Origin of the sequence: Anaerotignum sp. (genome assembly GCF_045122575.1) — a bacterium.
In the GTDB taxonomy this organism is placed as follows: Bacteria; Bacillota; Clostridia; order Lachnospirales; family Anaerotignaceae; genus Anaerotignum_A.
This window is the reverse complement of the sequence record NZ_JBGVHV010000106.1, coordinates 21030-45147: the sequence shown is the minus strand read 5'-3', so window position 1 is coordinate 45147 and position 24118 is coordinate 21030. Positions and strand designations below refer to the sequence as shown.

20 protein-coding genes, 1 tRNA gene and 2 other annotated features are annotated in these 24118 nt (G+C 45.6%); of the genes, 6 read left to right on the top strand and 15 right to left on the bottom strand.

What is annotated here, in order from left to right:
• Window positions 1-8: 8 nt before the first annotated feature.
• From ACJMLT_RS04925 to ACJMLT_RS04915, 3 genes are read right to left on the bottom strand one after another with little or no spacing between them, the layout of a single operon-like run.
• Window positions 9-311 (bottom strand): hypothetical protein, encoded by a 303-nt coding sequence (locus tag ACJMLT_RS04925; RefSeq protein WP_405727458.1) that lies wholly within the window; start codon window positions 309-311, stop codon window positions 9-11.
• A 3-nt stretch (window positions 312-314) separates the two neighbouring features.
• The gene (locus ACJMLT_RS04920; RefSeq protein WP_405727455.1) at window positions 315-575 is read right to left on the bottom strand and encodes a hypothetical protein; all 261 of its coding nucleotides are present in this window, start codon (window positions 573-575) and stop codon (window positions 315-317) included.
• A 2-nt stretch (window positions 576-577) separates the two neighbouring features.
• Complete coding sequence (locus ACJMLT_RS04915; protein ID WP_405727452.1) at window positions 578-2179, bottom strand: SpoIID/LytB domain-containing protein; 1602 nt, start codon at window positions 2177-2179, stop codon at window positions 578-580.
• Window positions 2180-2376: 197 nt separating this feature from the next.
• Window positions 2377-2633: a binding site (T-box leader), on the top strand.
• 86 nt (window positions 2634-2719) lie between these two features.
• On the opposite strand from ACJMLT_RS04915, the gene leuA reads away from it, so the two are divergent.
• From leuA to leuB, 4 genes are read left to right on the top strand one after another with little or no spacing between them, the layout of a single operon-like run.
• A complete protein-coding gene (gene leuA, locus ACJMLT_RS04910) occupies window positions 2720-4378 on the top strand; it encodes a 2-isopropylmalate synthase (RefSeq protein ID WP_405727449.1) in 1659 nt (552 codons plus the stop codon).
• Window positions 4379-4399: 21 nt separating this feature from the next.
• A complete protein-coding gene (leuC, locus tag ACJMLT_RS04905; RefSeq protein ID WP_405727446.1) occupies window positions 4400-5674 on the top strand; it encodes a 3-isopropylmalate dehydratase large subunit in 1275 nt (424 codons plus the stop codon).
• Window positions 5674-6171, top strand: coding sequence for a 3-isopropylmalate dehydratase small subunit (gene leuD / locus ACJMLT_RS04900; protein ID WP_405727443.1), 498 nt, complete (start codon window positions 5674-5676; stop codon window positions 6169-6171). Before leuC ends, leuD begins: the two co-directional genes overlap by 1 nt.
• 11 nt (window positions 6172-6182) lie before the next feature.
• A complete protein-coding gene (gene leuB, locus ACJMLT_RS04895; RefSeq protein WP_405727440.1) occupies window positions 6183-7259 on the top strand; it encodes a 3-isopropylmalate dehydrogenase in 1077 nt (358 codons plus the stop codon).
• Between the two features lie 72 nt (window positions 7260-7331).
• Here leuB and ACJMLT_RS04890 read toward each other — a convergent pair whose 3' ends face one another.
• From ACJMLT_RS04890 to ACJMLT_RS04875, 4 genes are all read right to left on the bottom strand, one after another.
• Complete coding sequence (locus ACJMLT_RS04890) at window positions 7332-8444, bottom strand: C40 family peptidase (RefSeq protein ID WP_405727438.1); 1113 nt, start codon at window positions 8442-8444, stop codon at window positions 7332-7334.
• Between the two features lie 251 nt (window positions 8445-8695).
• Window positions 8696-9814, bottom strand: a complete 1119-nt coding sequence (locus ACJMLT_RS04885) for an aminopeptidase (protein ID WP_405727435.1) — start codon at window positions 9812-9814, stop codon at window positions 8696-8698.
• Between the two features lie 10 nt (window positions 9815-9824).
• Window positions 9825-10355 (bottom strand): cysteine hydrolase family protein, encoded by a 531-nt coding sequence (locus tag ACJMLT_RS04880; protein ID WP_405727432.1) that lies wholly within the window; start codon window positions 10353-10355, stop codon window positions 9825-9827.
• 82 nt (window positions 10356-10437) lie between these two features.
• Window positions 10438-11535 (bottom strand): hypothetical protein, encoded by a 1098-nt coding sequence (locus tag ACJMLT_RS04875; protein WP_405727430.1) that lies wholly within the window; start codon window positions 11533-11535, stop codon window positions 10438-10440.
• Window positions 11536-11712: 177 nt separating this feature from the next.
• Window positions 11713-11915: a binding site (T-box leader), on the top strand.
• Window positions 11916-12113: 198 nt separating this feature from the next.
• On the opposite strand from ACJMLT_RS04875, the gene proS reads away from it, so the two are divergent.
• On the top strand, window positions 12114-13550 hold the full coding sequence (gene proS / locus ACJMLT_RS04870; RefSeq protein WP_405727427.1) for a proline--tRNA ligase: 1437 nt from the start codon (window positions 12114-12116) through the stop codon (window positions 13548-13550).
• Between the two features lie 50 nt (window positions 13551-13600).
• Here the strand turns inward: proS and ACJMLT_RS04865 are convergent, their stop codons facing one another.
• The 4 genes from ACJMLT_RS04865 to ACJMLT_RS04850 all read right to left on the bottom strand — a co-directional run bounded on the left by ACJMLT_RS04865 (window position 13601) and on the right by ACJMLT_RS04850 (window position 17819).
• A complete protein-coding gene (locus ACJMLT_RS04865; RefSeq protein ID WP_405727424.1) occupies window positions 13601-15421 on the bottom strand; it encodes a choice-of-anchor I family protein in 1821 nt (606 codons plus the stop codon).
• A gap of 245 nt (window positions 15422-15666) precedes the next feature.
• Window positions 15667-16551 carry a DMT family transporter gene (locus tag ACJMLT_RS04860; RefSeq protein WP_405727421.1) on the bottom strand — a complete coding sequence of 295 codons (885 nt, stop codon included), beginning with the start codon at window positions 16549-16551 and terminating at the stop codon, window positions 15667-15669.
• Between the two features lie 96 nt (window positions 16552-16647).
• Window positions 16648-17517: a DMT family transporter gene (locus ACJMLT_RS04855; protein WP_405727418.1), complete on the bottom strand. Its 870-nt coding sequence runs from the start codon at window positions 17515-17517 to the stop codon at window positions 16648-16650.
• A gap of 229 nt (window positions 17518-17746) precedes the next feature.
• Window positions 17747-17819, bottom strand: a tRNA-Thr gene (locus ACJMLT_RS04850).
• 155 nt (window positions 17820-17974) lie between these two features.
• On the opposite strand from ACJMLT_RS04850, the gene ACJMLT_RS04845 reads away from it, so the two are divergent.
• The gene (locus ACJMLT_RS04845; protein ID WP_405727415.1) at window positions 17975-19204 is read left to right on the top strand and encodes a DUF4317 domain-containing protein; all 1230 of its coding nucleotides are present in this window, start codon (window positions 17975-17977) and stop codon (window positions 19202-19204) included.
• A gap of 29 nt (window positions 19205-19233) precedes the next feature.
• Here the strand turns inward: ACJMLT_RS04845 and rbr are convergent, their stop codons facing one another.
• The 4 genes from rbr to ACJMLT_RS04825 all read right to left on the bottom strand — a co-directional run bounded on the left by rbr (window position 19234) and on the right by ACJMLT_RS04825 (window position 24111).
• Window positions 19234-19833, bottom strand: a complete 600-nt coding sequence (gene rbr / locus ACJMLT_RS04840) for a rubrerythrin (RefSeq protein WP_405727412.1) — start codon at window positions 19831-19833, stop codon at window positions 19234-19236.
• A gap of 167 nt (window positions 19834-20000) precedes the next feature.
• Window positions 20001-21581 (bottom strand): acyl CoA:acetate/3-ketoacid CoA transferase, encoded by a 1581-nt coding sequence (locus tag ACJMLT_RS04835; protein ID WP_405727409.1) that lies wholly within the window; start codon window positions 21579-21581, stop codon window positions 20001-20003.
• A 115-nt stretch (window positions 21582-21696) separates the two neighbouring features.
• Window positions 21697-22827: a 2-hydroxyacyl-CoA dehydratase subunit D gene (locus tag ACJMLT_RS04830; RefSeq protein ID WP_405727406.1), complete on the bottom strand. Its 1131-nt coding sequence runs from the start codon at window positions 22825-22827 to the stop codon at window positions 21697-21699.
• 18 nt (window positions 22828-22845) lie between these two features.
• A complete protein-coding gene (locus ACJMLT_RS04825) occupies window positions 22846-24111 on the bottom strand; it encodes a 2-hydroxyacyl-CoA dehydratase subunit D (protein WP_405727404.1) in 1266 nt (421 codons plus the stop codon).
• Window positions 24112-24118 lie beyond the last annotated feature (7 nt).

Here is a 24118-nt window from a genome sequence, read left to right as displayed (position 1 = left end):
TCCCTCCCTTAGAATTCCAATAAATATTTGATAGCATATTCATCGCCAAACCATTTGTACATCAAACTTCTGTATACATAGTCAGAACCTGCGCCGGCACGGTTTTTGCCGCGGATATTATAATCATACAGCTGATATGTTTCGATATCCTCCCTAAACTTTGCCGTTACCTCAGGCACATTGGACACCGCAACCGCATCTTCAAAGCTCTGATCGTATGTACGGATCTTCAGGATCGTCAATTCGCCGTCATCGGAAATCACATTCATGACTTCTCTGATCTGTTCTTCCGTCAGTTTTTCAAAAAACATTTCTCATACCTCCTCGTTCCAGTCTCTTTCAATGGCAGCCCAAAGTTCGTTTTTCCCGACACCGCAAAGAGCTTCGCGAACTGCTTCCAAGGCAGGAGCGATGGGACGATTCATCCCGCCGCAGCGCAGACCTTCATCCAGAAACAGCCAGAGTTCCCCCTCTTTCGGTTCGCCAAACAGCCCTCTGTCAGAAAAAACCACTGTATTCCCTTTTCCATCCTGCCAGCCGTTTCTGGAAAGCAGGAATGTTCTAAAATCCTTCATAATCAGTCCTCGATGGTGATCCCGGTATAATAATGCTTCAGGATCTCTTTATAATCATAGCCCATCTGTGCCATAGCCTGCGCGCCATTCTGGCTCATGCCGACACCATGGCCTGCACCAACGCCTTCAAATACAAATTTGCCGTCTTTCACTGTGCTGATATTGACAGAATATACTTCGTAGTCACCATTGCTTATGGAAACAGAAGGTTTGGAGGTTTCTTTCACTTCCACATCCAGAGAAATATTCTTTCCGTTCAGATGAGAAAGTTTTCCATTTGTCTTTGCAATAATCCCCTGATTGGCTGCCGCCGCCAGCAGACCGCCGCCTTTTGTCGGCGCTTTGGTCTCTGTTTTCACCACTTCTGCGCCATACTGTCCAATTTCTCCGCCCTTGCCGTTGATGGTGAACATCTTGCTGGGCAGACTGCCGCAGGCTCCGGAGAAATAGGTACGAATGTTTTCTTTATTTAATGTTTTTGTTCCTGCCGTACCAACGATCTGCATTTCCTGCACACGACCGCCGGTAGACAGTTTCGTGATCACAATGTCCTTGGCAGAACCAATATTTTCCCCTTTTGTTTCCAGCAGATCTGTCAGTTCATCCAATGTCAGCTCTTTTTTCCATGCATTATTATTATATTCCCCAAATTCCGGCACAGCACGCAGATAAGGCACCGCTGCCCACCATACATTTTCACTGTTTTCTGTATAACCGCCGCTGGAAGTAGAGAATACGGCTTCAATAGGGCTGCCGTTATAACATGCAACTTCCCCTGCTGTATCATCAATCGCCGCTGTGGTTGTGGCCCCTTCGTTGCTGTAACCTTTATATACCTGACAATTTGTACTATCACAAAGCTGATAGCCGCTGCCTGTGTGGGCACCCAGTTTTGTCATGGCGTAAGTTCTTGCTGCTACCGCCTGGGCTTTCAGGGCTTCTGTTTCATAACTTTTAGGCATTTCGGAAGGAACAACACCATACAGATATTCTTCCAGACCAATGACATTGACCGCTGTCATCGTATTGCCTGTGACTGAAAAAGTCAGCATGCCGCGATAAGGGTTGCCGTTCAGTTTAAACGTATCATCGGTATTGCCGCCCATCAGAACCGCATCTTCAGAAAGCAGCAGTTTCACCTCGCCGCCGGACACACTGAAGGCTTCCAGAGATTTTTTCGATGCATGTTCATCAGATGCCTCTTCCACATCTGCACGGGAAGCACCTTTTACCGCCACTGTCCACTCCTGATCCATCAGATAATATGCATATGCATCATAGCCTTGATTCGTCAGGTCTTTTGCCAGATCGACAGCCTCATCCAGATCCATTTCACTTTCGATCATTACATATTCGCCTACCGCAGGTTTTGCTGTGAATGTACCGCTGGATGTGATTTTGCCGCCTTCTTCAAAGGCATCATCCCAGACCATGCCTACATACAGATCCCACACACCGATGGTGGCGGAGGAAACGTTTTTGCAGACAGATTCCAGACCTACACGAACGATTTCCGGCGTTTCGTATGCCATTGCTTCCCCTGGGGCAGCCGCCAGCAGCATGCTGCACGCCAACAAAGAAGCAAGCTGTTTTTTCATCTTCATCTTATATCCTCCCATTCTTGGAGATTGCAATATGCAGTCCTTGCATATTCTATCATAGAATTATATCACAAAAGCATAGTATCCGACAATGATATTTCCATTTTCTTTTCCTTTTCTAATTTTTAAAATTTTTCCAAAAATTGTATTGACAAAAATACAATTCAGTGTTTAAATTGTTTCCATTACGATACAAAAGATAAAACACTATGAAGAGGAATAGTAGATCATCCCAATGTTTTCAGAGAGTCTGCGGCTGGTGTGAGCAGGCAGCAAAGGATTTTTGAACTGGCCTCCGAGTGGTTCGCTGAAAGATAACCATATAAAGTAGGTAGAACCGGCAGTCGACCGTTACCCCGACAGAATATCGGCTTTTTGCCCGTATTTGTAAAGCGTATCCCCTTTGGGGGATAAATGAGAGTGGTACCGCGGAAGTTTAAGACCTTTCGTCTCTTAATGACAGAGATGAAAGGTCTTTTTTTACTAAAAAATGCACCAACATGCACCAAAAAATACAAAGGATAAACCAAGGAGGACACACAAATGATGAATTACACAAAGTACAGACCTTATCCCCCCATGCAGATGCCAAACAGAAAATGGCCAAACAATACGATCACAAAAGCACCCATCTGGTGCAGTGTAGATATGAGAGACGGTAATCAGTCTCTGGAAATCCCCATGAATCTGGAAGAAAAACTGACATTTTTCCAGTTCCTTGTAAAAACAGGGTTTAAAGAAATCGAAATCGGTTTCCCCGCAGCCAGCGATACAGAATTTGAATTTGCAAGATGTCTGATCGAAAACAATCTGATCCCCGACGACGTCGTCGTCCAGGTGCTGACACAGAGCAGACCTCATATCATCAAAAAAACATTCGAATCCCTGAAAGGTGCGAAAAAAGCCATCGTTCACCTGTATAACTCTACTTCCACACTGCAGAGAGATGTCGTTTTCGGCAATTCCATGCAAGAAACCATCGATCTGGCTGTTTCCGGTGCAGAACTGATTCTGGAAGAAGCGGCAAAAATGCCCGAAACAGAATTCTTCTTCGAATATTCTCCCGAAAGCTTCACAGGCACAGAAATGCCTTTCGCTGTTGAAATCTGCAATGCAGTGCTGGATGTATGGAAACCCACACCCGACCACAAAGCCATCATCAACCTGCCCTCTACGGTAGAAATGGCAACACCTAACGTTTACGCAGACCAGATCGAATACTGCTGCGAAAATCTGAAATACAGAGACAGCATCCATGTCAGCCTGCATGCCCACAATGACCGCGGCACAGCAGTAGCAGCTACAGAACTGGCGATTCTGGCAGGGGCTGACCGTGTGGAAGGTACTTTGTTCGGTAACGGCGAAAGAACCGGTAATACAGATATCATGAATGTTGCCATGAACATCTTCTCTCAGGGCATCGATCCCGAACTGGATTTCACACAGATCGACAAAGCCGTTGAAATTTACGAAAAATCCACCAGAATGTCTATTTCCCCCAGACATCCTTATGCAGGCTCTCTGGTATATACCGCCTTCTCCGGCTCTCATCAGGATGCGATCAGAAAAGGTATGGAAGCAATGAAAACCCATCCCGAAAGATGGGAAGTGCCTTATCTGCCCATCGATCCCATGGATGTTGGCAGAAACTACGACCCGATCGTTCGTATCAACAGCCAGAGCGGCAAAGGCGGCGTCGCTTTCATTCTGGAACAGAATTATGGTTTGTTCCTGCCCAAAGCATTCCAGCAGGATTTCAGCACGATCACAACCAGCATGAGCGACAAGCGTCATAAAGACCTGACTCCTGCGGATATTTACGAAGCCTTCGTAGATCATTACGTAGACGGCAGAGCGCCTCTGGAACTGGTAAGCTACAAAGAAATCGTCCGCACCAACCACGAAGACGTTGCCATCGAAGCAAAATGCAACTTCCGAGGCAAATCCATTACCATCACAGGGGAAGGCAACGGTATCATCTCTGCACTTTGCCGTGCAATTGAAGAAAAATTCGACATCTCTATGGAAGTTGTAGATTACCGCGAACACTCCATGTCCCACGGCACAAAATCCAGAGCGATCTCCTATATCCAGATCGCTGACAGCAACGGCGGCATGTATTTTGGCGCAGGCACATCCAGCAATATCACAAAATCCGGTCTGCGTGCCGTAATCAGCACAACAAACAAGATCATCGCATAAATGTTAAGGGGGAAAAATACCATGGGAATGACAATGACACAAAAAATCCTTGCGGCTCACGCAGGGGTAGAAACTGTAAAAGCAGGACAGCTGATTCAGGCAAAACTGGATGTTGTTATGGGGAATGACATCACAACAGCTGTTGCGCTGAAAGAATTTAAGAAAACAGGTGCGAAAGAAGTATTTGATAAGGATAAAGTAGTCGTTGTACTGGATCACTTTACACCGAACAAAGACATCAAAGCGGCAGAACAGTGTAAAGCCTGTCGTACTTTCGCTTATGATATGGAAATCAAAAACTTTTTCGATGTAGGCCAGATGGGCATTGAACATGCCCTTCTGCCCGAAAAAGGCATCGTTGTGCCTGGTCAGGTCATCATTGGCGCTGACTCTCATACCTGCACATACGGTGCATTGGGTGCATTCTCCACAGGGATCGGCTCCACAGATATGGCGATCGGTATGGCTACCGGTGAAGCATGGTTCAAAGTACCTAGTGCCATCAAGTTCGTACTGACAGGAAAACCCGCAAAATGGGTCAGCGGCAAAGACATCATCCTGCACATCATCGGTATGATCGGCGTAGACGGTGCCCTGTACCGCAGCATGGAATTCGTTGGCGACGGCATCCAGTATCTGACCATGGATGATCGTTTCTCCATGGCAAATATGGCCATTGAAGCCGGCGCAAAGAACGGCATCTTCCCCGTAGATGAAAAAACAATGGAATATGTAAAAGAACACTCCACAAAAGAACCCGTTGTATACGAAGCAGATGCAAACGCAGAATATGATGAAGTATATACCATCAATCTGAGCACATTAAGACCTACTGTAGCCTTCCCTCACCTGCCCGAAAACACAAAAACCATCGATAATACAGGCGAAGTTGTCATCGATCAAGTTGTGATCGGCTCCTGCACCAACGGCAGACTGAACGACATGAAGATCGCTGCTGATCTGTTAAGAGGCAAACAGGTACATCCCAAGGTTCGTACCATCGTCATCCCCGCTACACAGCAGATCTATCTGGACTGTATCCGACTGGGATATGCAGAAGACATCGTAAAAGCCGGTGCCATCTTCAGCACCCCTACCTGCGGCCCCTGCCTGGGCGGCCATATGGGCATCCTGGCAGCAGGCGAACGTTGTGTTTCTACAACGAACAGAAACTTTGTCGGCAGAATGGGTCATACAGAAAGTGAAGTATATCTGGCAAGCCCCGCGGTTGCAGCGGCTTCCGCTATTGCAGGTTACATCGCAGACCCCGAAGAAATCGCAGGAGGGATGAAATAATGGAAACAGTAAAAGGTAAAGTATTCAAATATGGTGATAACGTAGATACAGACGTGATCATCCCCGCAAGATATCTGAACGTATCCAGCGGCGAAGAACTGGCAAAATACTGCATGATCGATATCGATGCAGATTTCGTAAACAACGTAACAACAGGCGACATTATGGTAGCAACGAAAAACTTTGGCTGCGGTTCCTCCCGTGAACACGCACCTCTGGCCATCAAATGCGCAGGTATCTCCTGCGTCATCGCTTCCACTTTCGCCCGTATTTTCTACAGAAATGCCATCAACATCGGCCTGCCCATTCTGGAATGTGAAGAAGCAGCCAACAATATCGATGCAGGCGATACCGTTTCTGTAGATTTCAATACAGGTATCATCACAAACGAAACAAAAAACAAGACTTATCAGGCAGAACCCTTCCCTGCTTTCATGCAGAAGATCATGGCTGCCGGCGGCTTAGTCACATATACAAAAGAAAAAATCGAAAGATAAGGTGAGAAAAAATGGGATCTTATAATATTGCAGTATTAAAAGGTGACGGCATCGGCCCCGATGTCGTCGCAGAAGCCATGAACGTATTGAACTGTATCGGCGAAAAATACGGTCACAGTTTTCATTTCAACGAAAAATTAGCAGGCGGCTGCGCCTATGATGTATACGGCGAACCCCTGCCCGACGAAACACTGGAAGCATGCAGAAACAGCGATGCCATCCTGCTGGGTGCCGTTGGCGGCCCTAAATGGGATCATCTGCCTGCAAACCTGCGTCCGGAAGCCGGTGCCCTGCTGAAACTGAGAAGCTCTCTCGGTCTGTATGCAAACCTGCGCCCCGCTATCATCCATAAGGCTTTGAGCGCAGCCAGCCCCATCAAAACAGAGATCATCGGTGACAGTCTGGACATTCTGGTTGTACGCGAACTGACAGGCGGTATCTACTTCGGCAAACGCGGCACCAGAACAGGCAAATACGGTATGGAAGCCTACGACGAAGAAGCTTACAGCGAATACGAAGTAAAACGCATTGCCGTACAGGCTTTTGAGGCTGCCATGAAGCGCAGCAAACGCGTGACAAGCATCGATAAGGCAAACGTACTGGAAAGCAGCAAACTGTGGCGCAGAGTCGTTACAGAAGTGGCAAAAGATTATCCTGAAGTAGAACTGGATCACATGTATGTAGACAATGCAGCCATGCAGCTGGTCAGAAATCCCAAACATTTTGATGTCATCGTAACTTCCAATATCTTTGGTGATATCATCTCCGACGAAGCCAGCCAGATCACAGGTTCTATCGGCATGCTGCCCTCCGCCAGCCTGGCAGACGGCGCTTTCGGTATGTATGAACCCATCCACGGCTCTGCTCCCGATATCGCAGGCAGAGATATGGCGAACCCCATCGCAACCATCCTTTCTGCGGCAATGATGCTGAAATTCTCCTTCGGCCTGACAGAAGAATCTCAGGCCATCGAAGATGCCGTTACAAAAGTATTGGATGCCGGCTATCGTACTCCCGATATTTTCAGCGCTGATACAAAAGAAGTCGGCACAAAAGAAATGGGCAGACTGATCTGCGAAGCGATCTGATCCCTTTTTCAGACAAAAAGAACCCCCTTGCATCTTTCATTTGCAAAGGGGTTTATTTTTGCGTTAAATTCGTTATCTTAATACACGTCTTGCTGTTACGTATGTTTTTGCGCTGTAGCTGCTGTTCAGATCTGTAACTGTAACACCATTACCTTTACCATCTGTAGAATGTACATATGTACCGTCGCCGCAGTAGATACCAACGTGGGAGATCTTGCTGTCGCCGCCTGTGTTAAAGAATACCAGATCGCCTGCCTGCAGGTTGGATTTGGATACTTCTACACCATTGCTTGCCATTGCTGCGGAGTTTCTGTTCAGCGTAATGCCAAAGTTTTTGTATACAGAATATACGAAACCGGAACAGTCAACGCCTGTTCTCAGGTTTGTGCCGCCCCATACATAGGGAGTACCGATGAACTGTTTGCCATATGCAACCACATCTGCACCTTTGCCGGAACCTGTGGAACGTGTTGTTCTCACACCTTCTCTTACGGACAGGAACTCTGCGCTGACATAGCCTTTCTGGCCGCCGTCAGTAACAACTCTGACCCATTCCTGACCCACTCTGTCCACATTTACTTCTGTACCTTTGGGCAGAACTGTCAGTACAACAGAATTCAGAGATGCTTCTTTTCTCAGTTTCAGACCGCCATCCGCTGTAACTACACCATAAACAGTCACTTTGGATTCTTCTGCTGCCGCTTCATTTGCGATCTTTGCTGTATATTTTACATAGTCGCCATCTACATAATCTTTACTTACATAAGCAGCGCCGCCTTTGTAGGAAATGCGGTACCAGCTGTCATTCTGACCTGTCACGCATACATAGTCACCGTCAGCGAATTTGCCCAGAGAGCTTGCAGATGTGGAAGCCTTTTCTCTGCAGTTTACACTGGAGCCATCGATATGTGCATCCGCTTTTGTAACTTCAAAATAGTCTTTGGATACATAGCCGCTGTTTCCGTTATAGGAAATTTTAAACCAGCTGCCGTCTTTATCTAAAATTTCGTATTCTGTGCCTTTATTGATCTTGCCTAATACATTCGCATCTGTTGTTGCTGCTGCACGTACATTTACGTTTGTGCCGGAAGCCTGTCCAGCATCTGCAGCCATTACTGTTACTGTGCCCAAAACAGCAAAAAGAGCGGTCAGGCATACATGTTTGATCGCTTTTTTAAAAAACATTGGATTCTCCTCCAAACTTATTTCAATCGTTCTACCGAATTTGTTACAAATCTGTTACAATTAGTATACGAAAGAGTAATAAATTTGTCAACGACTTTTTTAACCAGTTTGCATAATTTTATCCAATTTTTCGACAAAAAGGGGCAGAAAATCTATCCTTTTCTGCCCCACCGTTCACATAACCTTTGTTATTTTATTTCCCCTCTGTGAAATCTGCTTTTTTTACATCTTTATGAAGTTCTATTGCACTATTATTCTAGGAGTTCTTCCCGGAATCTGCCATTTTCATAAAACAACTCTCCGTCGGCATAGATTTTGCCTCCCTTTGTCATGTCATTGATCATATCCCAATGGATGGCAGATTCATTTTTGCCGCCAGCCTCCTGAAAGGCTTCCCCAATGGCCATATGCATGGATCCGCCGATCTTTTCATCAAAGAGGATGTTCTTTGTATGACGCTGGATGCCGTAGTTGGTGCCAATGGCAACTTCACCGAAATAACGGGAGCCTGCATCCGTATCAATATAAGAAAGGAGTGTCTCCAGCATTTCTATATTTTTGCAGGAAACGTCAGTAATTCTCCCCTGCTCCACCGTCAGGCGCACTTCATAGAATTCGTTGCCGTTCATAATGGAGGGATAGGAAAATGTAATATAACCATCGATACCATCTTCTATAGGAGAAGTAAAAATTTCGCCGTCGGGGAAGTTGGCATCCCCGCAGCAGTTGATCCATTTTCTGCCTGCAATATTTACTCTGATATCCGTATCCTTGGAAAGGATATGCAGTTCTTTTTTCCCGTCCAGATAATTGACCCATTTTTCCTGCCACGCCGCCATTTCTTCCCATTTTGCAACGGGATCGGCCTCATAAAGATAACCCGCAGCATATACGAAATCTTCATATTCCTCCAGACTCATGCCTGCATTCTGGGCATCGCCGTTGGTGGGAAACTGGGTGCCGCACCAGCGCAGTTCCCCTGTGCCCATACGATCGGAATAAATTTTTCTGTTTTCTTTATTGGCCAGACGTTTCTGTTTCAGTCTTTCGCCATCAATAGACTGCATGGTCTTTGTATTTTCGCTGCCCCATGCACTGATCCATACATCGCTTTTCGCACAGGCACCAAAACGGATATTTTCACGGGCATACTGTTCTTCCGTGCCGTTTCTCAAAATTTCCGCATCCACATCAGGCATGTCCACATAGTAATCTACCATTGCGCCGGCTTTTACTGCTGCACGGGCTACAGCCTTGATGAAAGGCAGCGCCGCATCCTCTGCGGAAATGGCAACGCGGTCGCCTTTTTTTACTTTTGTGGAATAATTCACCAGCACATCCGCCAGTTTTTCCAGTCTTTCATCTCTCATAGAGTTGTCCTCACTTTACTTCGATCTGGCACATCTGCATCGTTTTCAGTGCCGCTTCGTGGCTTTCAGGGGTTACCCCTGCACAGCAGGAGGCATCCACACTGATCTTTACCTCGGGCAGTCTTGCTTTCAAGATCAGCGCATTGGAAACCACGCAGATATCTGTGCAAAGACCAACCAGTTCGATCTCGCATTCAGACAGTTCATGGCCCATGAATTCCATCACCATCATATCTGCCAGCTGCAGAGAACCAAAAGTAGGTTTATTCACCACAACAGCGCTGCCCATGGCTGCTTTTACCTTATCATTGATCTCCCAGCCGTGAGTGCCTTCGATGCAATGGGCAACAGGCAGTTTTTCGCCTTCCTGGGTCATCAGGTAATCATCCTGATGGGTATCTCTGGTAACGTAAATACAATCTTTTGTGTATGTGTTCATTTTTGCCACTACGTTATCTACGATGGCTTCTGCTTCGGGTGTACCCAGAGAGCCGTCGATAAAGTCATTCTGCATATCTACAACGATCAAAATCTTTTTCATGCTCGTTCTTCCTTTCTGTTACAGTAAAATTTGTCTAATTGATTTATTTTACCATAGCAGAAAACTTCTTTCAAGACAGGTGTCAATGCACCTCTGTGCCTCCCCATTCTACAACGGTAAAGCCCTCTCTTTCCAGCACAGGCAGTTTCTGTTCGGGCACTTCAATGGGTTCATCAATGGCTTTGAATGCCATGAATACACGGAGCATATTATCGGGTTCAGGGGTGATGTTCAGTTTTGCGGATTCATCATAATTTTCCCACTGGAAGGAAATCAGATTATAGGCATTGTCCTGCAGATAAGGCAGCCAATAAACGATGAATTCGTTGTATTCTCTGGGGGTCATGCCCATGGCAGAAAGCTTGTCCTGCAGGAAGGAAACGGTATCCTCTCCTTTTACCACAAAGCCTTCAGAAAAGTCCATTTCACCATAGCCTTCGCCCTCCCAGAAGAGATAGGAATATTCCCTGCCGTCGGCGTGGTTGGTCAGGGTACCATCAGGTTCCGCTGTTACTTTCCAGCCTTCGTTGTAGGCAGGATAGGTCACAGTCAGATTGCCGTCATATTCCAGTTCCACGGAAATGTCTGTCGTTTCTTCGGGATAGAGGTAGATAACGGGTTTTCTCGCAGCCGAAATAGAATTGCCATTGCTGTCTGTATAAGTTGGAGTCTCCCCTGTCAATTCAATCACTTTATCCGCCGCACACCATTCAACACTCAAACCAAGTAGTTCAGCCAGATCCCGTAGTTTATAAAAGGTATACCCCTCAACGACATAGCCTTTCATGTAATCTACCGGCAGTTTCGCACCATTTACTTTCAAGCGTGTATTTGCAAGGACAGCATCTTTCGCCTCTGAACCAATCAAATATTCCTTAATTCCTGCAATTGGTTCATAGTCGTACGTTCTGAGAATGTTAATGCTTTTTTCTTCATTATCATAGGAAACACCAAAATGGTGCCTATGCTTATCAATGTGGTCTGTGATTTCCTGTGCCATATCACGCAGGCGGAAATAGTTATATCCATCGATGTTATAGCACTGCATCACTTTACTGTGCCCATCAAAAGTCACTTCCTGCCATTTTGGAATTGCCGTCACTTTTTCTCTTTCCTCAGCAGCATAGGCTGTTGTCCCCATCATCGTCATTGTCAGCATCATTGCAAAAAACCGCTTCATACTCATTTCCTCCTTCTTGTCATTGTCCCTTTTTCTTCCAGTTCTCGTTTCCCCCATCATACCACTCCAAGGTTACAGCACCGTAACAAAAGTCCTAAGACTTTCTTAAGATTTTCTGCTCCTTTTCCGCCTTTCGCCTTGACAGTACAGCCGTTTTCGAGTTATCATAAGTACTGTATAAAAACAATGACAGGGAATAGTAGAAAAGTCATTTGTCTCCAGAAAACAGGCGGTTGATGCGAGCCTCGGCAAACCTTTTTGAACCTGCCCCTTGAGTTCCGCAGGGAAAATGCGGCGTATGTTCGGCGTTAACGATTTCGAGAGGATGGTCATATGATCATCAATAAGGGTGGCACCGCCGAATGACCTTGGTCCCTTTTCTGCATTTGCAGAGGGAGCAGGGATTTTTTTATTTTGCGATAATAACGAGCAGAGCATTTTCGTAAGAAAAGCACTGCTTGTGCTTGCACAAAGCTATTGCTTTTATTGCGAAAATATTGTGCGACAAAACGCATGAGTTGCACTTGTGCAACGAATCTCTGCGAGTAAAAAATATCATTCCAAAGGAGGAAACAAAAATGGCAAAAGATAAGAAATTTGTAGAATCCATCACCGATATGGAGTTGGATTTTCCCCAGTGGTATACTGACGTTGTAAAAAAAGCTGAACTGGTAGAATACTCCAGCATCAAAGGCTGCATGGTAATCCGTCCCTACGGTTATGCCATCTGGGAACTGATCCAGAAAGATCTGGACGCTCGTTTCAAAGCAACAGATGTTGAAAACTGCTATATGCCCATGTTCATCCCCGAAAGCCTGCTGCAGAAAGAAAAAGACCACGTAGAAGGTTTTGCTCCCGAAGTAGCCTGGGTAACCCACGGCGGTGACAAAAAACTGGAAGAACGTATGTGTGTACGCCCCACTTCCGAAACACTGTTCTGCGAACATTACGCAAACATCATCCAGTCCCACAGAGACCTGCCTAAACTGTACAATCAGTGGTGCTCCGTTGTTCGTTGGGAAAAAACAACACGTCCTTTCCTGAGATCCATGGAATTCCTGTGGCAGGAAGGCCATACAGCCCATGCTACAGCAGAAGAAGCACAGGAAAGAACCATCCAGATGCTGAATGTATATTCTGATTTCTGCCACGAAGTACTGGCAATCCCCGTAGTAAAAGGCGAAAAAACAGAAAAAGAAAGATTCGCAGGCGCAGCTCACACATTCACAATCGAATCCCTGATGCACGATGGTAAAGCTCTGCAGTCCGGTACATCTCACAACTTCGGCGACGGCTTCGCAAAAGCTTTCGGCATCCAGTATTCCGATAAAGAAAATAAACTGCAGTATGTTCACCAGACATCCTGGGGTATGACAACACGTCTGATCGGTGCTGTGATCATGGTTCACGGCGACAACAGCGGTCTGGTTCTGCCTCCCAGAATCGCACCCACACAGGTTGTTATCGTTCCTATCATGCAGAAAAAAGAAGGCGTTCTGGAAAAAGCAGGCGAACTGAAAGACAAACTGAAAAACATCTGCCGCGTGAAACTGGATGATTCCGATAAGACACCCGGCTGGAAATTCTCTGAATACGAAATGAAAGGTGTTCCCATCCGTCTGGAAATCGGCCCCAAAGATATCGAACAGAACCAGTGCGTACTGGCTAGACGTGATACAGGCGAAAAGATCTTCGTTTCTCTGGATGAACTGGAAACAAAGATCCCTGCTCTGCTGGATGAAATTCAGGCAAACCTGCTGGCAAAAGCAAAAGAACACAGAGACACAAGAACATACGTTGCGAAAAACATGGAAGAATTCGACAAGACCATCAACGAAACACCCGGCTTCATCAAAGCAATGTGGTGCGGCGATCAGGCTTGCGAAGACGAAATCAAAGAAAAAACAGCTGCAACAAGCAGATGTATTCCTTTCGAACAGGAAGAAGTTTCTGATGTATGCGTATGCTGTGGTAAACCTGCGAAACATATGGTTTACTGGGGCAGAGCGTACTGATATTGCAAAGCACATAAAAAGGCGTGGTATTTACCACGCCTTTCTTTTATTTAATTCCAGATCGTTACTGTTTTTGTTGCTGCATCCCAGTCCACATTCATTCCCATTGCTTCGGAAATAAAGCGGATGGGCAGGAATGTTCTGCCATCTTTCACAAAGGCAGGCGTATCCAGTTCCACAGTTTTACCATCTACTGCTGCCTCTTTGCTGCCAATTTCCAGTTTCACCATTTTTTCAGGGGCTGCAGGCTGTTCACCGACTGCGTATGCGCCTACTGTACCGCTGACTTCAAATGCTGCCAGCAGGATTGGTGTATTGGAAGGAGAATCTTCTGCAGAGATAAATGTCAGACCTTCGGGAGCAATATCTCCTGTCAGTTTTTCGGCAGTCTCAGGATCTTCGTTGAAATCTCTTGTGTTAATGTAGTTGCAGAAATCTGCTTTTTCGGGATTTGTGATATCATACACCATGATACCGCCGATACGTTCCAGTCCGACAAACGCATATACCTTGTCCCCTATCTTGCCTACCGTTACGTTTTCAGGCTCAGGACCTTTTTTGGGAGAACGGCTATCATAGGCATTGTCATCATTGGACACATTAAAATATGCAGGGAAATATGCCGCTGTTTTTTCTTCAAAGTCATTGCCGCTGTCAAATACCTGTGTCAGTCCATTCTGGTCTACACGGTAGATAGAGAAGGAACGACCACCGTAGAGAACTGCTTTTCCTTCTGGCATACCATCTGTCACTGCCGCATCAATAACACGTACTTTTTTTGCTTCTGTACCGTCTGCTGCTGTCAGTGTTTCCTTCACTTCGTTGCAATAATCGCCCCACTCACGGGCATCCCCTTCATTTGCAGTCAGGAGGTATGTTTTTCCGTCTGCTTCATAAACAGCCACCCCATCAGGCATATATGCCCCCACAGCATCATAGGTTTTTGCTTCGTATGCACCATCTTCCACCAGATCCAGTGCATTTTCGGCATCATTCAAATCTTTATAGTCCATAGGATATACGCCGCAATATTCTGTTGTTTCCAGATCCAATACCGCAATCGCATTATTTTCCTGCAGAGCAATATAAGCTTTCCGATCTGTTGCTGCGATATATTCTGGTTCAAAATCCGCGGAAGGCAGATTGTCTTTTACCATCATAACGCCATTTGTGATCAGCGTTTCTCTCTGGCTGTCGAAGGCATCAAAACCAACGGTAATCGCGGTACTTTTCTTTACATCCGCTGCATCTAAAGTGATCACTGTTACAGAGCCTGCAGGATCTACAATACCTTCTCCAAAGCCCTCTCTGGGTTCCCCTTCATTCGCTACCAGGATCTTTGTGCCATCGGGTGTGAAAGTCACCATATCGGGCTGACAGCCTGCTTCCACCATTGTCAGAAGTTCACCGTCTGTTGTCAGGATCGCTGCATAGCCGTGTTTGCTGTAATCTGCATCCTGCAGTGCCACAGCAACAATCCCTTTATCACTGTTAACTGCTACAGATGTCATATCGCCATAATGAAAATCAGGAGCAGCCTTCTGGATGATAGCAGGAATATCCAGAGATTTTACAGGCATTTTCTGAGACAGACCATTTGTGACATCCTGCATATCCAGAATATCCAGTTTGCCAGTCGTACCATTGACTACCCATGCCTGATTTTTTACTTTGTCATAGGAAATGATTTCCGCTACACCGCCATCCTTATTGGAATAGCCGGTATCATAGCCGCCAATTTTCACCAGATCTACTGCTTTTCCATTTTCCAATCCTTTTGCTGCCACCTCTGCCGCAAAACACTGAGGGCTGCAGCTCAGTACAGCCGCAGAAACCAGCATCATGGATACTGCTTTTTTCATTTGTTTCATCATTGATCTCTCCTTTTCTGTTAGTGCCTTTATTTTCTCTTAGAAATGTAAAATCCACTATCTTCCTTTGTAAAAACTTTGTAAAGCATTGTTAAGAGCGTTTTTTGAAACAGCAATCAATACAGGTAATGCAGTGGCTTAAGAAAACATTCCGCAGAAATCAAAAACCGAAAGGAACCTTTTAATCAAAGGTTTCTTTCGGTTTTTCTTATCAGGATTTCTCTGATCCTGTGCTTGTATTTTTCCTATTCTTTCTTCTGTCCTTTTAAATTGAACAACAGCAGACCACCAATGATAACTGCGCCGCCTATGAAAGTCCCCATGCCGGGCACTTCCCCCAGAAGGAGAAAACTCATCAGAGCAGACATCAGTGGCGACAAAAACATAAAGTTTGCCACTTCACTGGTTTTTTCCGCGTAAGCCATGGCTTTTCCCCAGAGGATACAGCCTGCCGCGTTGGAGATCACCGCCAGATACAGCAAAGCCAGAATGTGGATCCTTTCTGCCGTAAAGGTTTCTCTGAAACCATCCACAGACCAGAAAGAAAGCCAGAATGCCGCTGCGATCATACTGAAGCAGGTGATTTGCGCAGACGTATAACCCAGCGCCACCAATTTTCTTGTTATAATATTATACCCTGCCCAGGAAGCAGCAGAAAGCAGCATCCAAAGCATAGCAGCATCGATCGTAAAGGCTCCCCCACTATCCCACAGGAGCAGGATCGCTACCCCCGCAAAGGCGATCAGGATCGCCAGCCAGCTGATGAGATTGATCTTTTCGTTATAGACCTTTGATGCAATGATCGCCGTCATAATGGGCGATGTGGCAACCAAAAGACTGCAGGTGGCCGAAGGCAGTGTCTGCAGGCCAATGTTCATAGCAACCGTATAAATCACATAGCCGAAAGCACCGGAAAGCAGAAATAACGGGATATGTTTTTTCTTCGGCAGCTGCATGCCTTTCATTCTGCCCACAGCCAGCATGAAAAAGCCGGCAATAAAACTGCGAACAAAGGAAATAGGGACCGGTGTAAAATGGGTCTGAGCGATTTTCGTCAGCGGATAAGCTGACGCCCAGAGAAATATGGTAAACAGGCTGTATGCTACAACCTTTTTCTTCTGTTTTGTCATGTTTTCATCTCTTTTCTTCTTGATTCTCCATCAAACAAGATACGCCTTTTTTCAACAAAAAGCAACAAAAAAGGAACCATTTGGTTCCCTTTTTCTTTATTTCCCTTTCAGGTTGAAGACAACGATACTGCTGATAATGATGGCACCACCGATAAAGGTACCCGCATTGGGCACTTCCCTCAGAATGATAAATCCCATGATCGTAGACAGCAGCGGTGTCACAAACATAAAGTTCGTTACTTCACTGGTTCTTTCCGCAAAACTCATGGCCTTGCCCCACAGGAAATATGCTGTGGCACTGGGGAACGCCCCCAGATAGATCAGTGCAACAATATGGCTCATGCTGGCACCGGAAAGCTGACGGAAGCCCTCTCCCGCCCAGAAGCCCAGCAAGATCGCACCGCAGATCATGCTGTATGTAACTATTTCCAGCGCATTATAGCCCATAGCCCCCAGTCTTCTTGTCATAATATTATAACCGCAGAACACCAGAGATGCGCCCAATGTCCAGATCAGGCCAATATTGATGGAAAAAACACCTTCCCACAACAGCAGGATCAGAACGCCGATAAAAGCAGAACCAATGGCGCACCAGCCAATGGGTTTGATCTTTTCCTGATAGAGTTTCGATGCTACCACGGCTGTCAAAATCGGGGTAACCGCAATGATAATACTGGATGTGGCAGAGGTCAGCGTTAAAATACCTGTATTAAATGTGATCATATACAGGGTAAACCCAAGGCCGCCGGATACAAAAAACAGAGGAATATGTTTCTTCTGTGGTAATCTGATTTTTGCCATCTTCCCAATGATCAATAGAAAAATTGCTGCCGCAGAACAACGCAGAAAGCCCAGAGGGATAGATGTAAACTGCTCCTGGGCAACCTTTGTCAAAGGGAAAGCAGATGCCCAAAGGAACACTGTCATAAACGCAAGACCAAATACTTTTTTCTTATTGCTAGTCATTTTACTGCCTCCTAAAAAACGATAGAAATTACTTAGGAAAAAGCGGAGGAAGGAAAAGAAAAAACATAAGGATCGAGCCGTGAGCCTTATGAAATAATCACTCCGCTTTCCTGTACATTATAACATACGATTGTAAATAATGCAATAACATCCGTTCGTTATATTTTACAAAGCTCAGAGATACTCTTTACACAAAAAAAGCCCGAAGATCCTGAATCTTCGGGCTTACAGCTGATAGCGGGACTCGAACCCGCGACCTATTGATTACGAATCAATTGCTCTACCAACTGAGCCATATCAGCTTAACAACAGACATTATAATATACCCCACTCAAAAATGCAAGATTTTTATGGAGAAACCACCCGACAAATCCATCCCTTTTCCGCCCTTGCAGGAAGAGAAAAAAATCATTATAATATTTTCTGGAATGATTTTAACCAAAGAAAGGAACGCACCATGAATAAAAAAGATATCCTTGAATTAAAACGCCGTCTGAAAAAAGATGGCTGTACGTTTACGAAAATGCGTGGCTGCTATGTAGACAGCCAGAAAAATATCGTATTACATATAAATGAAACCTTCCTGAATCTGGATGAGGAAGAATTTTATAAATATCTGGAAATTGCAAAGAAAGCCCTTTCCGGTACCATCGGCAATAATCTTCTGGAACTTTCTTTCCTAAAGGAAGAAGCCGGTACCGAAGCGCAGAAATTCTTTCTGGGTCTGCGAGACAGCAGGCTGAAGGCGGACGGTCTGTTAGATGTTCTTTATGAACGTATCATCAAAGAATATGACTATGCCGGCAATTATCTGATCCTGCTCTTCCATGATGCTTATGACGTTATGACCAAAACAACTGACAACAATAAACTGGATGAGTCGGAGGAGGTTTACGAATATATCCTCTGTGCTATCTGCCCTGTAGAACTGACTAAAGCAGGTCTGGGCTATCATAAGGACAAAAACGTGATCGCCCCTCGTATCCGTGACTGGGTGGTTTCCGTGCCGGAAACAGGATTTCTCTTCCCTGCATTCTCTGACAGAAGCAGCGACGTAAATGCTATGGGTTATTTCGTAAAAGATGCAAAAAAAGCACAGCCCGATTTCATGCGGGAAGTTCTGGGCTGTGAACCCAAACGTACCGCAGCCGAAGAGAAAAAAGCTTTTCATGCTATTCTGAAGGAAGTTATTTCTGCGGAAGTGGAAGATGCAAAAGATATCATTCTGGATATTCAACAAAATCTGAGCGATATGGTGGACGAGCATAAAAATGTATTTGAAAACGAACCTGTTCTCCTGACCTCTTCCTCGATCCGCGAAGCCATGACTGATAAAGGGCTTTCCGAAGACATCATTGCAAAAGTAGAAGAAATCTGTCAGGAGGAATTCGGTGATGCCCCTCCCCTTGCAGAAAATCTGATCGATAACAAAGCACTGTCTGCCCGTGCTGCTCAGAAAAAAGCAGAAACACTGGCACTGGAAGTGGAAACACTGAAGCAAAAACTGGAGGAAAAAGAAGCACCTGCAGAAATTCCGGAAAAAGAAATCGTCCTGCAGGTTTCTCCTGAAAAACTTCCCGTGATCAAAACAGAGATCATCGACGGTAAAAAATGTATTGTTATTCCATTGGAAGAAGATGAACACGCGACTATCAATGGCAGCGAATTGAACGATGTTCCTTTCTAACAGAAAAGCCCCCTGATGGGGGCTTATTTTTATACTTTTGTATAGGGCGCCAGTTCCAGACGGATAAAATACCCTTTTTCATGCTGACAGACAGGACACTGCTCCGGTGCCTTCTTGCCTTCATACACATAACCGCAGTTCAGACACATCCATTTACATTCTACATCACTGATAAACAATTTGTTCTGTTCCAGCAGATCCGCCAGTTCTCCAAAGCGGTCACCGTGAACCTTTTCAATATTCGCAATATGATGAAAGGATGCTGCCACCTTCGGAAACCCTTCTTCCATAGCCTTATCACCAAAGGCCTTATAAACGGGATCATACTCTTCGTATTCATTATGCTGCGCTGCCCGCAGTACTTCCAGCACTGTTTCATAAATATCTACAGGATAGCTGCCATCGATATGCACATTCTCCCCTGCCAGCTCTTTCAGATGGTTATAAAAAATCTCTGCATGCTCCTGCTCCTGACCGGCGGTAAACTTGAAGACTGCTTCGATCACATGCAATTTCTGTTCCTTTGCCTGCTCTGCCGCAAAGGTATAGCGGTTTCTTGCCTGGCTTTCTCCCGCAAAGGCCCTCATCAGGTTGTCCTTTGTTTCGCTTTGTTTAAAATCCATATCCATTCCTCCTTTTGGAATTAGTATGGTTCATATCAAAGGTTTTATACCCGTCATATCGCCTTCGCGCATTTTCCGTACGAACAAAAACTTGTTAAAATAAAGAAAGGCCCCTGCCATAAGGCAGGAGCCATTTTTTATATGAAATTCAGAAATCAGTTAATCTCGAAAGATTAGCCCAGTTTCATTTCTTTCAGACCCATCAGTTCGGGAGCGAACAGAGCTGCAGGCATCAGTTTGATTTCGCCGTTTTCATCTCTATCGATGATAGGTTCGAATTCCATCTGATCCAGGATCTGTGTCTGCAGATCGATACCAGGAGCGATTTCTGTCAGGTGCAGGCCGTCTTCTTTCAGAACGAATACGCATCTTTCTGTCATGTACATAACCTGCTGACCACGTTCGTTAGCGATGTCGCCATTGAATGTGATCTGTTCAACAGATTTAACGAATTTTTTCTGTCTACCTTCCTGTACGATTACAACTTTGCCGTCTTCAACTTTAACTTTCAGACCGCCTGCTGTAAATGTACCGCAGAAGAATACTTTAGGTGTGCACTGTGTGATGTTGATGAAACCACCGCAACCAGCGATACGAGGACCGAATCTGGAAACGTTGATGCAACCTTTAGGGTCACATTCAGCCAGACCCAGGTAGCACAGATCCAGACCGCCGCCATCATAGAAGTCGAACTGGTAGCCCTGATCCAGCAGTGCGTCTGCATTGTAAGCAGCACCGAATCTGATACCGCCAGCGGGTACGCCGCCAACAGCGCCGCCTTCTACTGTCAGTGTCATGAAGTCGCCGATGCCTTCTTCGTTTGCTACGGAAGCAACATATTCAGGAGCACCTACGCCCAGGTTAACTGCAACGTCTTTTTCCAGTTCCAGAGCGCCACGACGACCGATGATTTTCTTAGCGTCCAGAGGCAGAGGAGCGGGAGCAACGTCAGGGTTTCTCATTTCACCGGACAGAGCGGGATCGTAATCACAATCCAATGTCTGCTGGTGATCTTTAGGATCAGCAACTACTACGTAGTCAACATAGATACCGGGAACTTTAACCAGACGAGGATCCAGTGTACCAGCTTTAACAACTTTTTCTACCTGAACGATAACGATACCGCCGCTGTTTTTAACAGCCTGACATACGGATGTACCTTCCAGAGGAGAAACTTCTTTTTCGAAGGAAATGTTACCAGCTTCATCAGCGTATGTACCTCTAATCATAGCTACATTGATAGGGAATGCAGGGTAGTACAGATAGTCTTCGCCTTCGAAGTTAACCAGTTTGATGTAATCTTCTGTTGTTTTTGCGTTTACTTTACCGCCACCGTTTCTGGGGTCAATAAATGTACCCATACCTACTTTTGTCAGGTAGCCGGGTCTATGAGCAGCGATATCTCTGAACAGGTGGCACAGAGCACCCTGAGATACGTTGTAAGCTTCGATTTTGTTGTCCAGAGCCAGTTTCTGCATAGCGGGGATTGTTGCCCAGTGACCAGCCATGAATCTTTTCAGCAGACCTTCGTGTGCGAAGTGTTCAGCACCACGACCGTCTTTGTTACCCTGAGAACCGCAGTATACATAGAACAGATCTCTGGGTTCGCCTGTTGCCAGGAATCTTTCTTCTACAGCTCTGTCCAGAGCTTCGGGAATAGCAGATGCTACGAAACCGCTAGTTGTAACTGTATCGCCGTTTTTGATCAGCGCAGCAGCTTCAGCAGCAGTAATAATTTTTACCTGTCTAGCCATTATGTTAGACCTCCTATAAAAATTTCTTGTTTTGCTTCACAATATTAGAAGAACAGGGGTAGTCTCCTACCCCCGTTAAATTACATTTCCATCAAAGCAAATGCAGTAGGAAAAATTACAGCATTTCTACGAAGGACTGCAGTCTTGTTTTAACCTGTTCGAAGGATGTAACTTCCTGGTCAACTTCGATCATCAGGTTTTTAACGCCTTTTTCTTCGAATTCTCTGTACATTACAGGGTAATCCCATTCTTCGGGATCACAGAATTTCATCATAGCTACGATTACAGCGTCAGCACCTGTAGCGATTGTTTTGTTGATCAGCATTTTGCCGCGGCCTTTCTTTGTATCTGTTGCAACGGAGCAACCATACATCTGCTGCCATGCTTTTGCCATTCTGTACAGAGGGCCTTCTTCGCCATCCAGAACGTCAACACGGATCTGTCTGGATTCCTGAGCCAGATCGTCATCAACGATAGCCAGTTTGAATTCGTCGAAGATTTCCAGAACCTGGTTGGGTTCCAGCATGATACCTGTAACAACAACTTTTTTGCCATCCCAAGGCTGTACGGGCATAGCTTTTACTTCAGCGATCAGTTCTTTCACCAGTGCTGTGTGTTTTTCTTTCAGCATGAACTGTCTTGCTTTGAATACAGCGTGACGGTCAACAGCGCTGATAACCTGAGGGTAGTCAGCTGCTACTTTAACGAATTCACGCATAACTGCTCTGTTTTCGTTGTAAACAGCGATGGAGTTTTCCAGAGCTGCGTTTGTGATTTTAACACCCAGGTATGCTTCCAGCTGAGCTTTAACCAGTTCGTATTCTGTTACCAGGAATTTGTTAGCTGCTTCCAGGCCTCTGTTCTGAGGGTGTGTGAATACGATAACTTTGTCAGCGTTAGCGCCTTTCCATTTCTGAGACAGACATTTCAGAGTGTCACAAGGAACGGAGAACAGAACTGCTGCCAGTTCATCATAAGCGCCTTCACACTGCAGTTCCATAACCTGCTGCATGATAGAGCATGCGAATGCGGGCAGGTATGTACGTGCTTTGGAGATCTGTTTGCCCTGAGCACCCCAGATACCCATAGGCAGGTAACCTGTTGCATGTACCATTTCTTCGGGAGCGTAGATAGGCATGATACCTACAGCGCCTTTACCTGTTTCAGCTTTATAGTCATCCATTGCTTTTTTAGGATTAGCTGCAACATCTTTCAGTTGGGATAAGATAGCTTCTACTTTACTCATCGTTTTCTCCTCCTCAAATTATTCTGCTGCCAAGTTTGCTTCCATCATTTCTACCAGAGCCTGTACGCGTGTTTCGTACTGTGCAGGGGAGAATACGTTAGGGTCTGTCTGGTCACCATCGAAGGATACGTAAGGTTTGCCGTTGATACCTTTGATGATTTCAGCTGTTTCTACGTTCAGGAAGCTCATCAGCTTACAAGATCTGTTCAGGTGGTAGATTGTACCATCGATCTGGCCTTTGTTCATGATGTTCAGCAGAACTTCAACTTTGTTGGACAGGCATGTGTTGATGTAGATTCTTGTGTAAGCTTCTGCCATGGAGTGCAGGGATTCATCGTTTGCATCATAGTGCAGATCCCACAGAGCGGGGTATGCTGTACCTGTCATAATAGCACCCAGGTTCTTTGTTGTTTTGAATGTGTGACCCAGGTGAGGCCATACAGCGATACCTTCCCACTGGAATCTTGTTTTTTCTGCGCCTTTGAAAGCATATACGCCAGCTTTCAGGTTAGCTTCCAGTTCATCTGCGAATGCTTTGAATGTGATTTCAGCATAGTCCAGGGAACGGCAAGCTACGATCAGAGCCATGTAGTTGAACAGGTCGAAACCATTCAGAGGAGAGGGTTTGTACTGAGCCATATCAGCGATTCTGTTCCAGTGGTATACGGAACGCTGTGTCTGGTCTTTAACTTCTTTGAATTTTTTCCAGTCGAAAGGTCTGCCGCAGATTACTTCCAGCTGAGAAATAGCGTTTCTGAACTGATCAGCGATATATGCTTTAGCATATTCGGGAATAGGCATTGTGTGGTTGAAAGGTACGTCGATTACGATGCAGGGGATATCCAGTTCTGCAGCCAGGTTTTCGTACCATTTCAGCAGTGTGTTACAAATGTTGTTACATGTAATTACCAGGTCGGGCAGGGGAACATCAGCTGCGGGGGAGTTAACCAGTACTTCGGGTTTAACGCCTGTGATAGCTGCTTCTTTCAGACATTCCATGTAACCCATGTTTACTCTACCATAAGAACAGCAGTCAATGTTGTAACCTTTTCTTGTTGCAACGTCCAGCATATCGATAGCACCTTTTCTAGCACCGATACCAGCTGCGTGTGTTTCGGGGTAGATCATAGCGATACCCATTGTTACGCAGAATTCGGAAGGAGCTACGGATGCGGACCAACAAACAAGGTCGCCTCTTGCTTTAGCTTCTCTTGCGTCCTGGTCAGCTTTGTTCTGGTAGTAGCCTAACAATTTTTTTGCTGTCATGCCTTGTGTTAAACTCATTCTAATC

Bases quoted from the DNA above. Each gene is read 5' to 3' on its own strand.
- ACJMLT_RS04860 (WP_405727421.1), bottom strand. From the start codon at position 16,551: ATGACAAAACAGAAGAAAAAGGTTGTAGCATACAGCCTGTTTACCATA.
- ACJMLT_RS04845 (WP_405727415.1), top strand. From the start codon at position 17,975: ATGAATAAAAAAGATATCCTTGAATTAAAACGCCGTCTGAAAAAAGAT.
- ACJMLT_RS04830 (WP_405727406.1), bottom strand. From the start codon at position 22,827: ATGAGTAAAGTAGAAGCTATCTTATCCCAACTGAAAGATGTTGCAGCT.
- rbr (WP_405727412.1), bottom strand. From the start codon at position 19,833: ATGGATATGGATTTTAAACAAAGCGAAACAAAGGACAACCTGATGAGG.
- leuA (WP_405727449.1), top strand. From the start codon at position 2,720: ATGATGAATTACACAAAGTACAGACCTTATCCCCCCATGCAGATGCCA.
- ACJMLT_RS04825 (WP_405727404.1), bottom strand. From the start codon at position 24,111: ATGAGTTTAACACAAGGCATGACAGCAAAAAAATTGTTAGGCTACTAC.
- ACJMLT_RS04885 (WP_405727435.1), bottom strand. From the start codon at position 9,814: ATGAGAGATGAAAGACTGGAAAAACTGGCGGATGTGCTGGTGAATTAT.
- ACJMLT_RS04925 (WP_405727458.1), bottom strand. From the start codon at position 311: ATGTTTTTTGAAAAACTGACGGAAGAACAGATCAGAGAAGTCATGAAT.
- ACJMLT_RS04875 (WP_405727430.1), bottom strand. From the start codon at position 11,535: ATGAAGCGGTTTTTTGCAATGATGCTGACAATGACGATGATGGGGACA.
- leuD (WP_405727443.1), top strand. From the start codon at position 5,674: ATGGAAACAGTAAAAGGTAAAGTATTCAAATATGGTGATAACGTAGAT.
- ACJMLT_RS04920 (WP_405727455.1), bottom strand. From the start codon at position 575: ATGAAGGATTTTAGAACATTCCTGCTTTCCAGAAACGGCTGGCAGGAT.
- proS (WP_405727427.1), top strand. From the start codon at position 12,114: ATGGCAAAAGATAAGAAATTTGTAGAATCCATCACCGATATGGAGTTG.
- ACJMLT_RS04890 (WP_405727438.1), bottom strand. From the start codon at position 8,444: ATGTTTTTTAAAAAAGCGATCAAACATGTATGCCTGACCGCTCTTTTT.
- leuB (WP_405727440.1), top strand. From the start codon at position 6,183: ATGGGATCTTATAATATTGCAGTATTAAAAGGTGACGGCATCGGCCCC.
- ACJMLT_RS04915 (WP_405727452.1), bottom strand. From the start codon at position 2,179: ATGAAGATGAAAAAACAGCTTGCTTCTTTGTTGGCGTGCAGCATGCTG.
- ACJMLT_RS04835 (WP_405727409.1), bottom strand. From the start codon at position 21,581: ATGGCTAGACAGGTAAAAATTATTACTGCTGCTGAAGCTGCTGCGCTG.
- ACJMLT_RS04865 (WP_405727424.1), bottom strand. From the start codon at position 15,421: ATGAAACAAATGAAAAAAGCAGTATCCATGATGCTGGTTTCTGCGGCT.
- ACJMLT_RS04855 (WP_405727418.1), bottom strand. From the start codon at position 17,517: ATGACTAGCAATAAGAAAAAAGTATTTGGTCTTGCGTTTATGACAGTG.
- leuC (WP_405727446.1), top strand. From the start codon at position 4,400: ATGGGAATGACAATGACACAAAAAATCCTTGCGGCTCACGCAGGGGTA.
- ACJMLT_RS04880 (WP_405727432.1), bottom strand. From the start codon at position 10,355: ATGAAAAAGATTTTGATCGTTGTAGATATGCAGAATGACTTTATCGAC.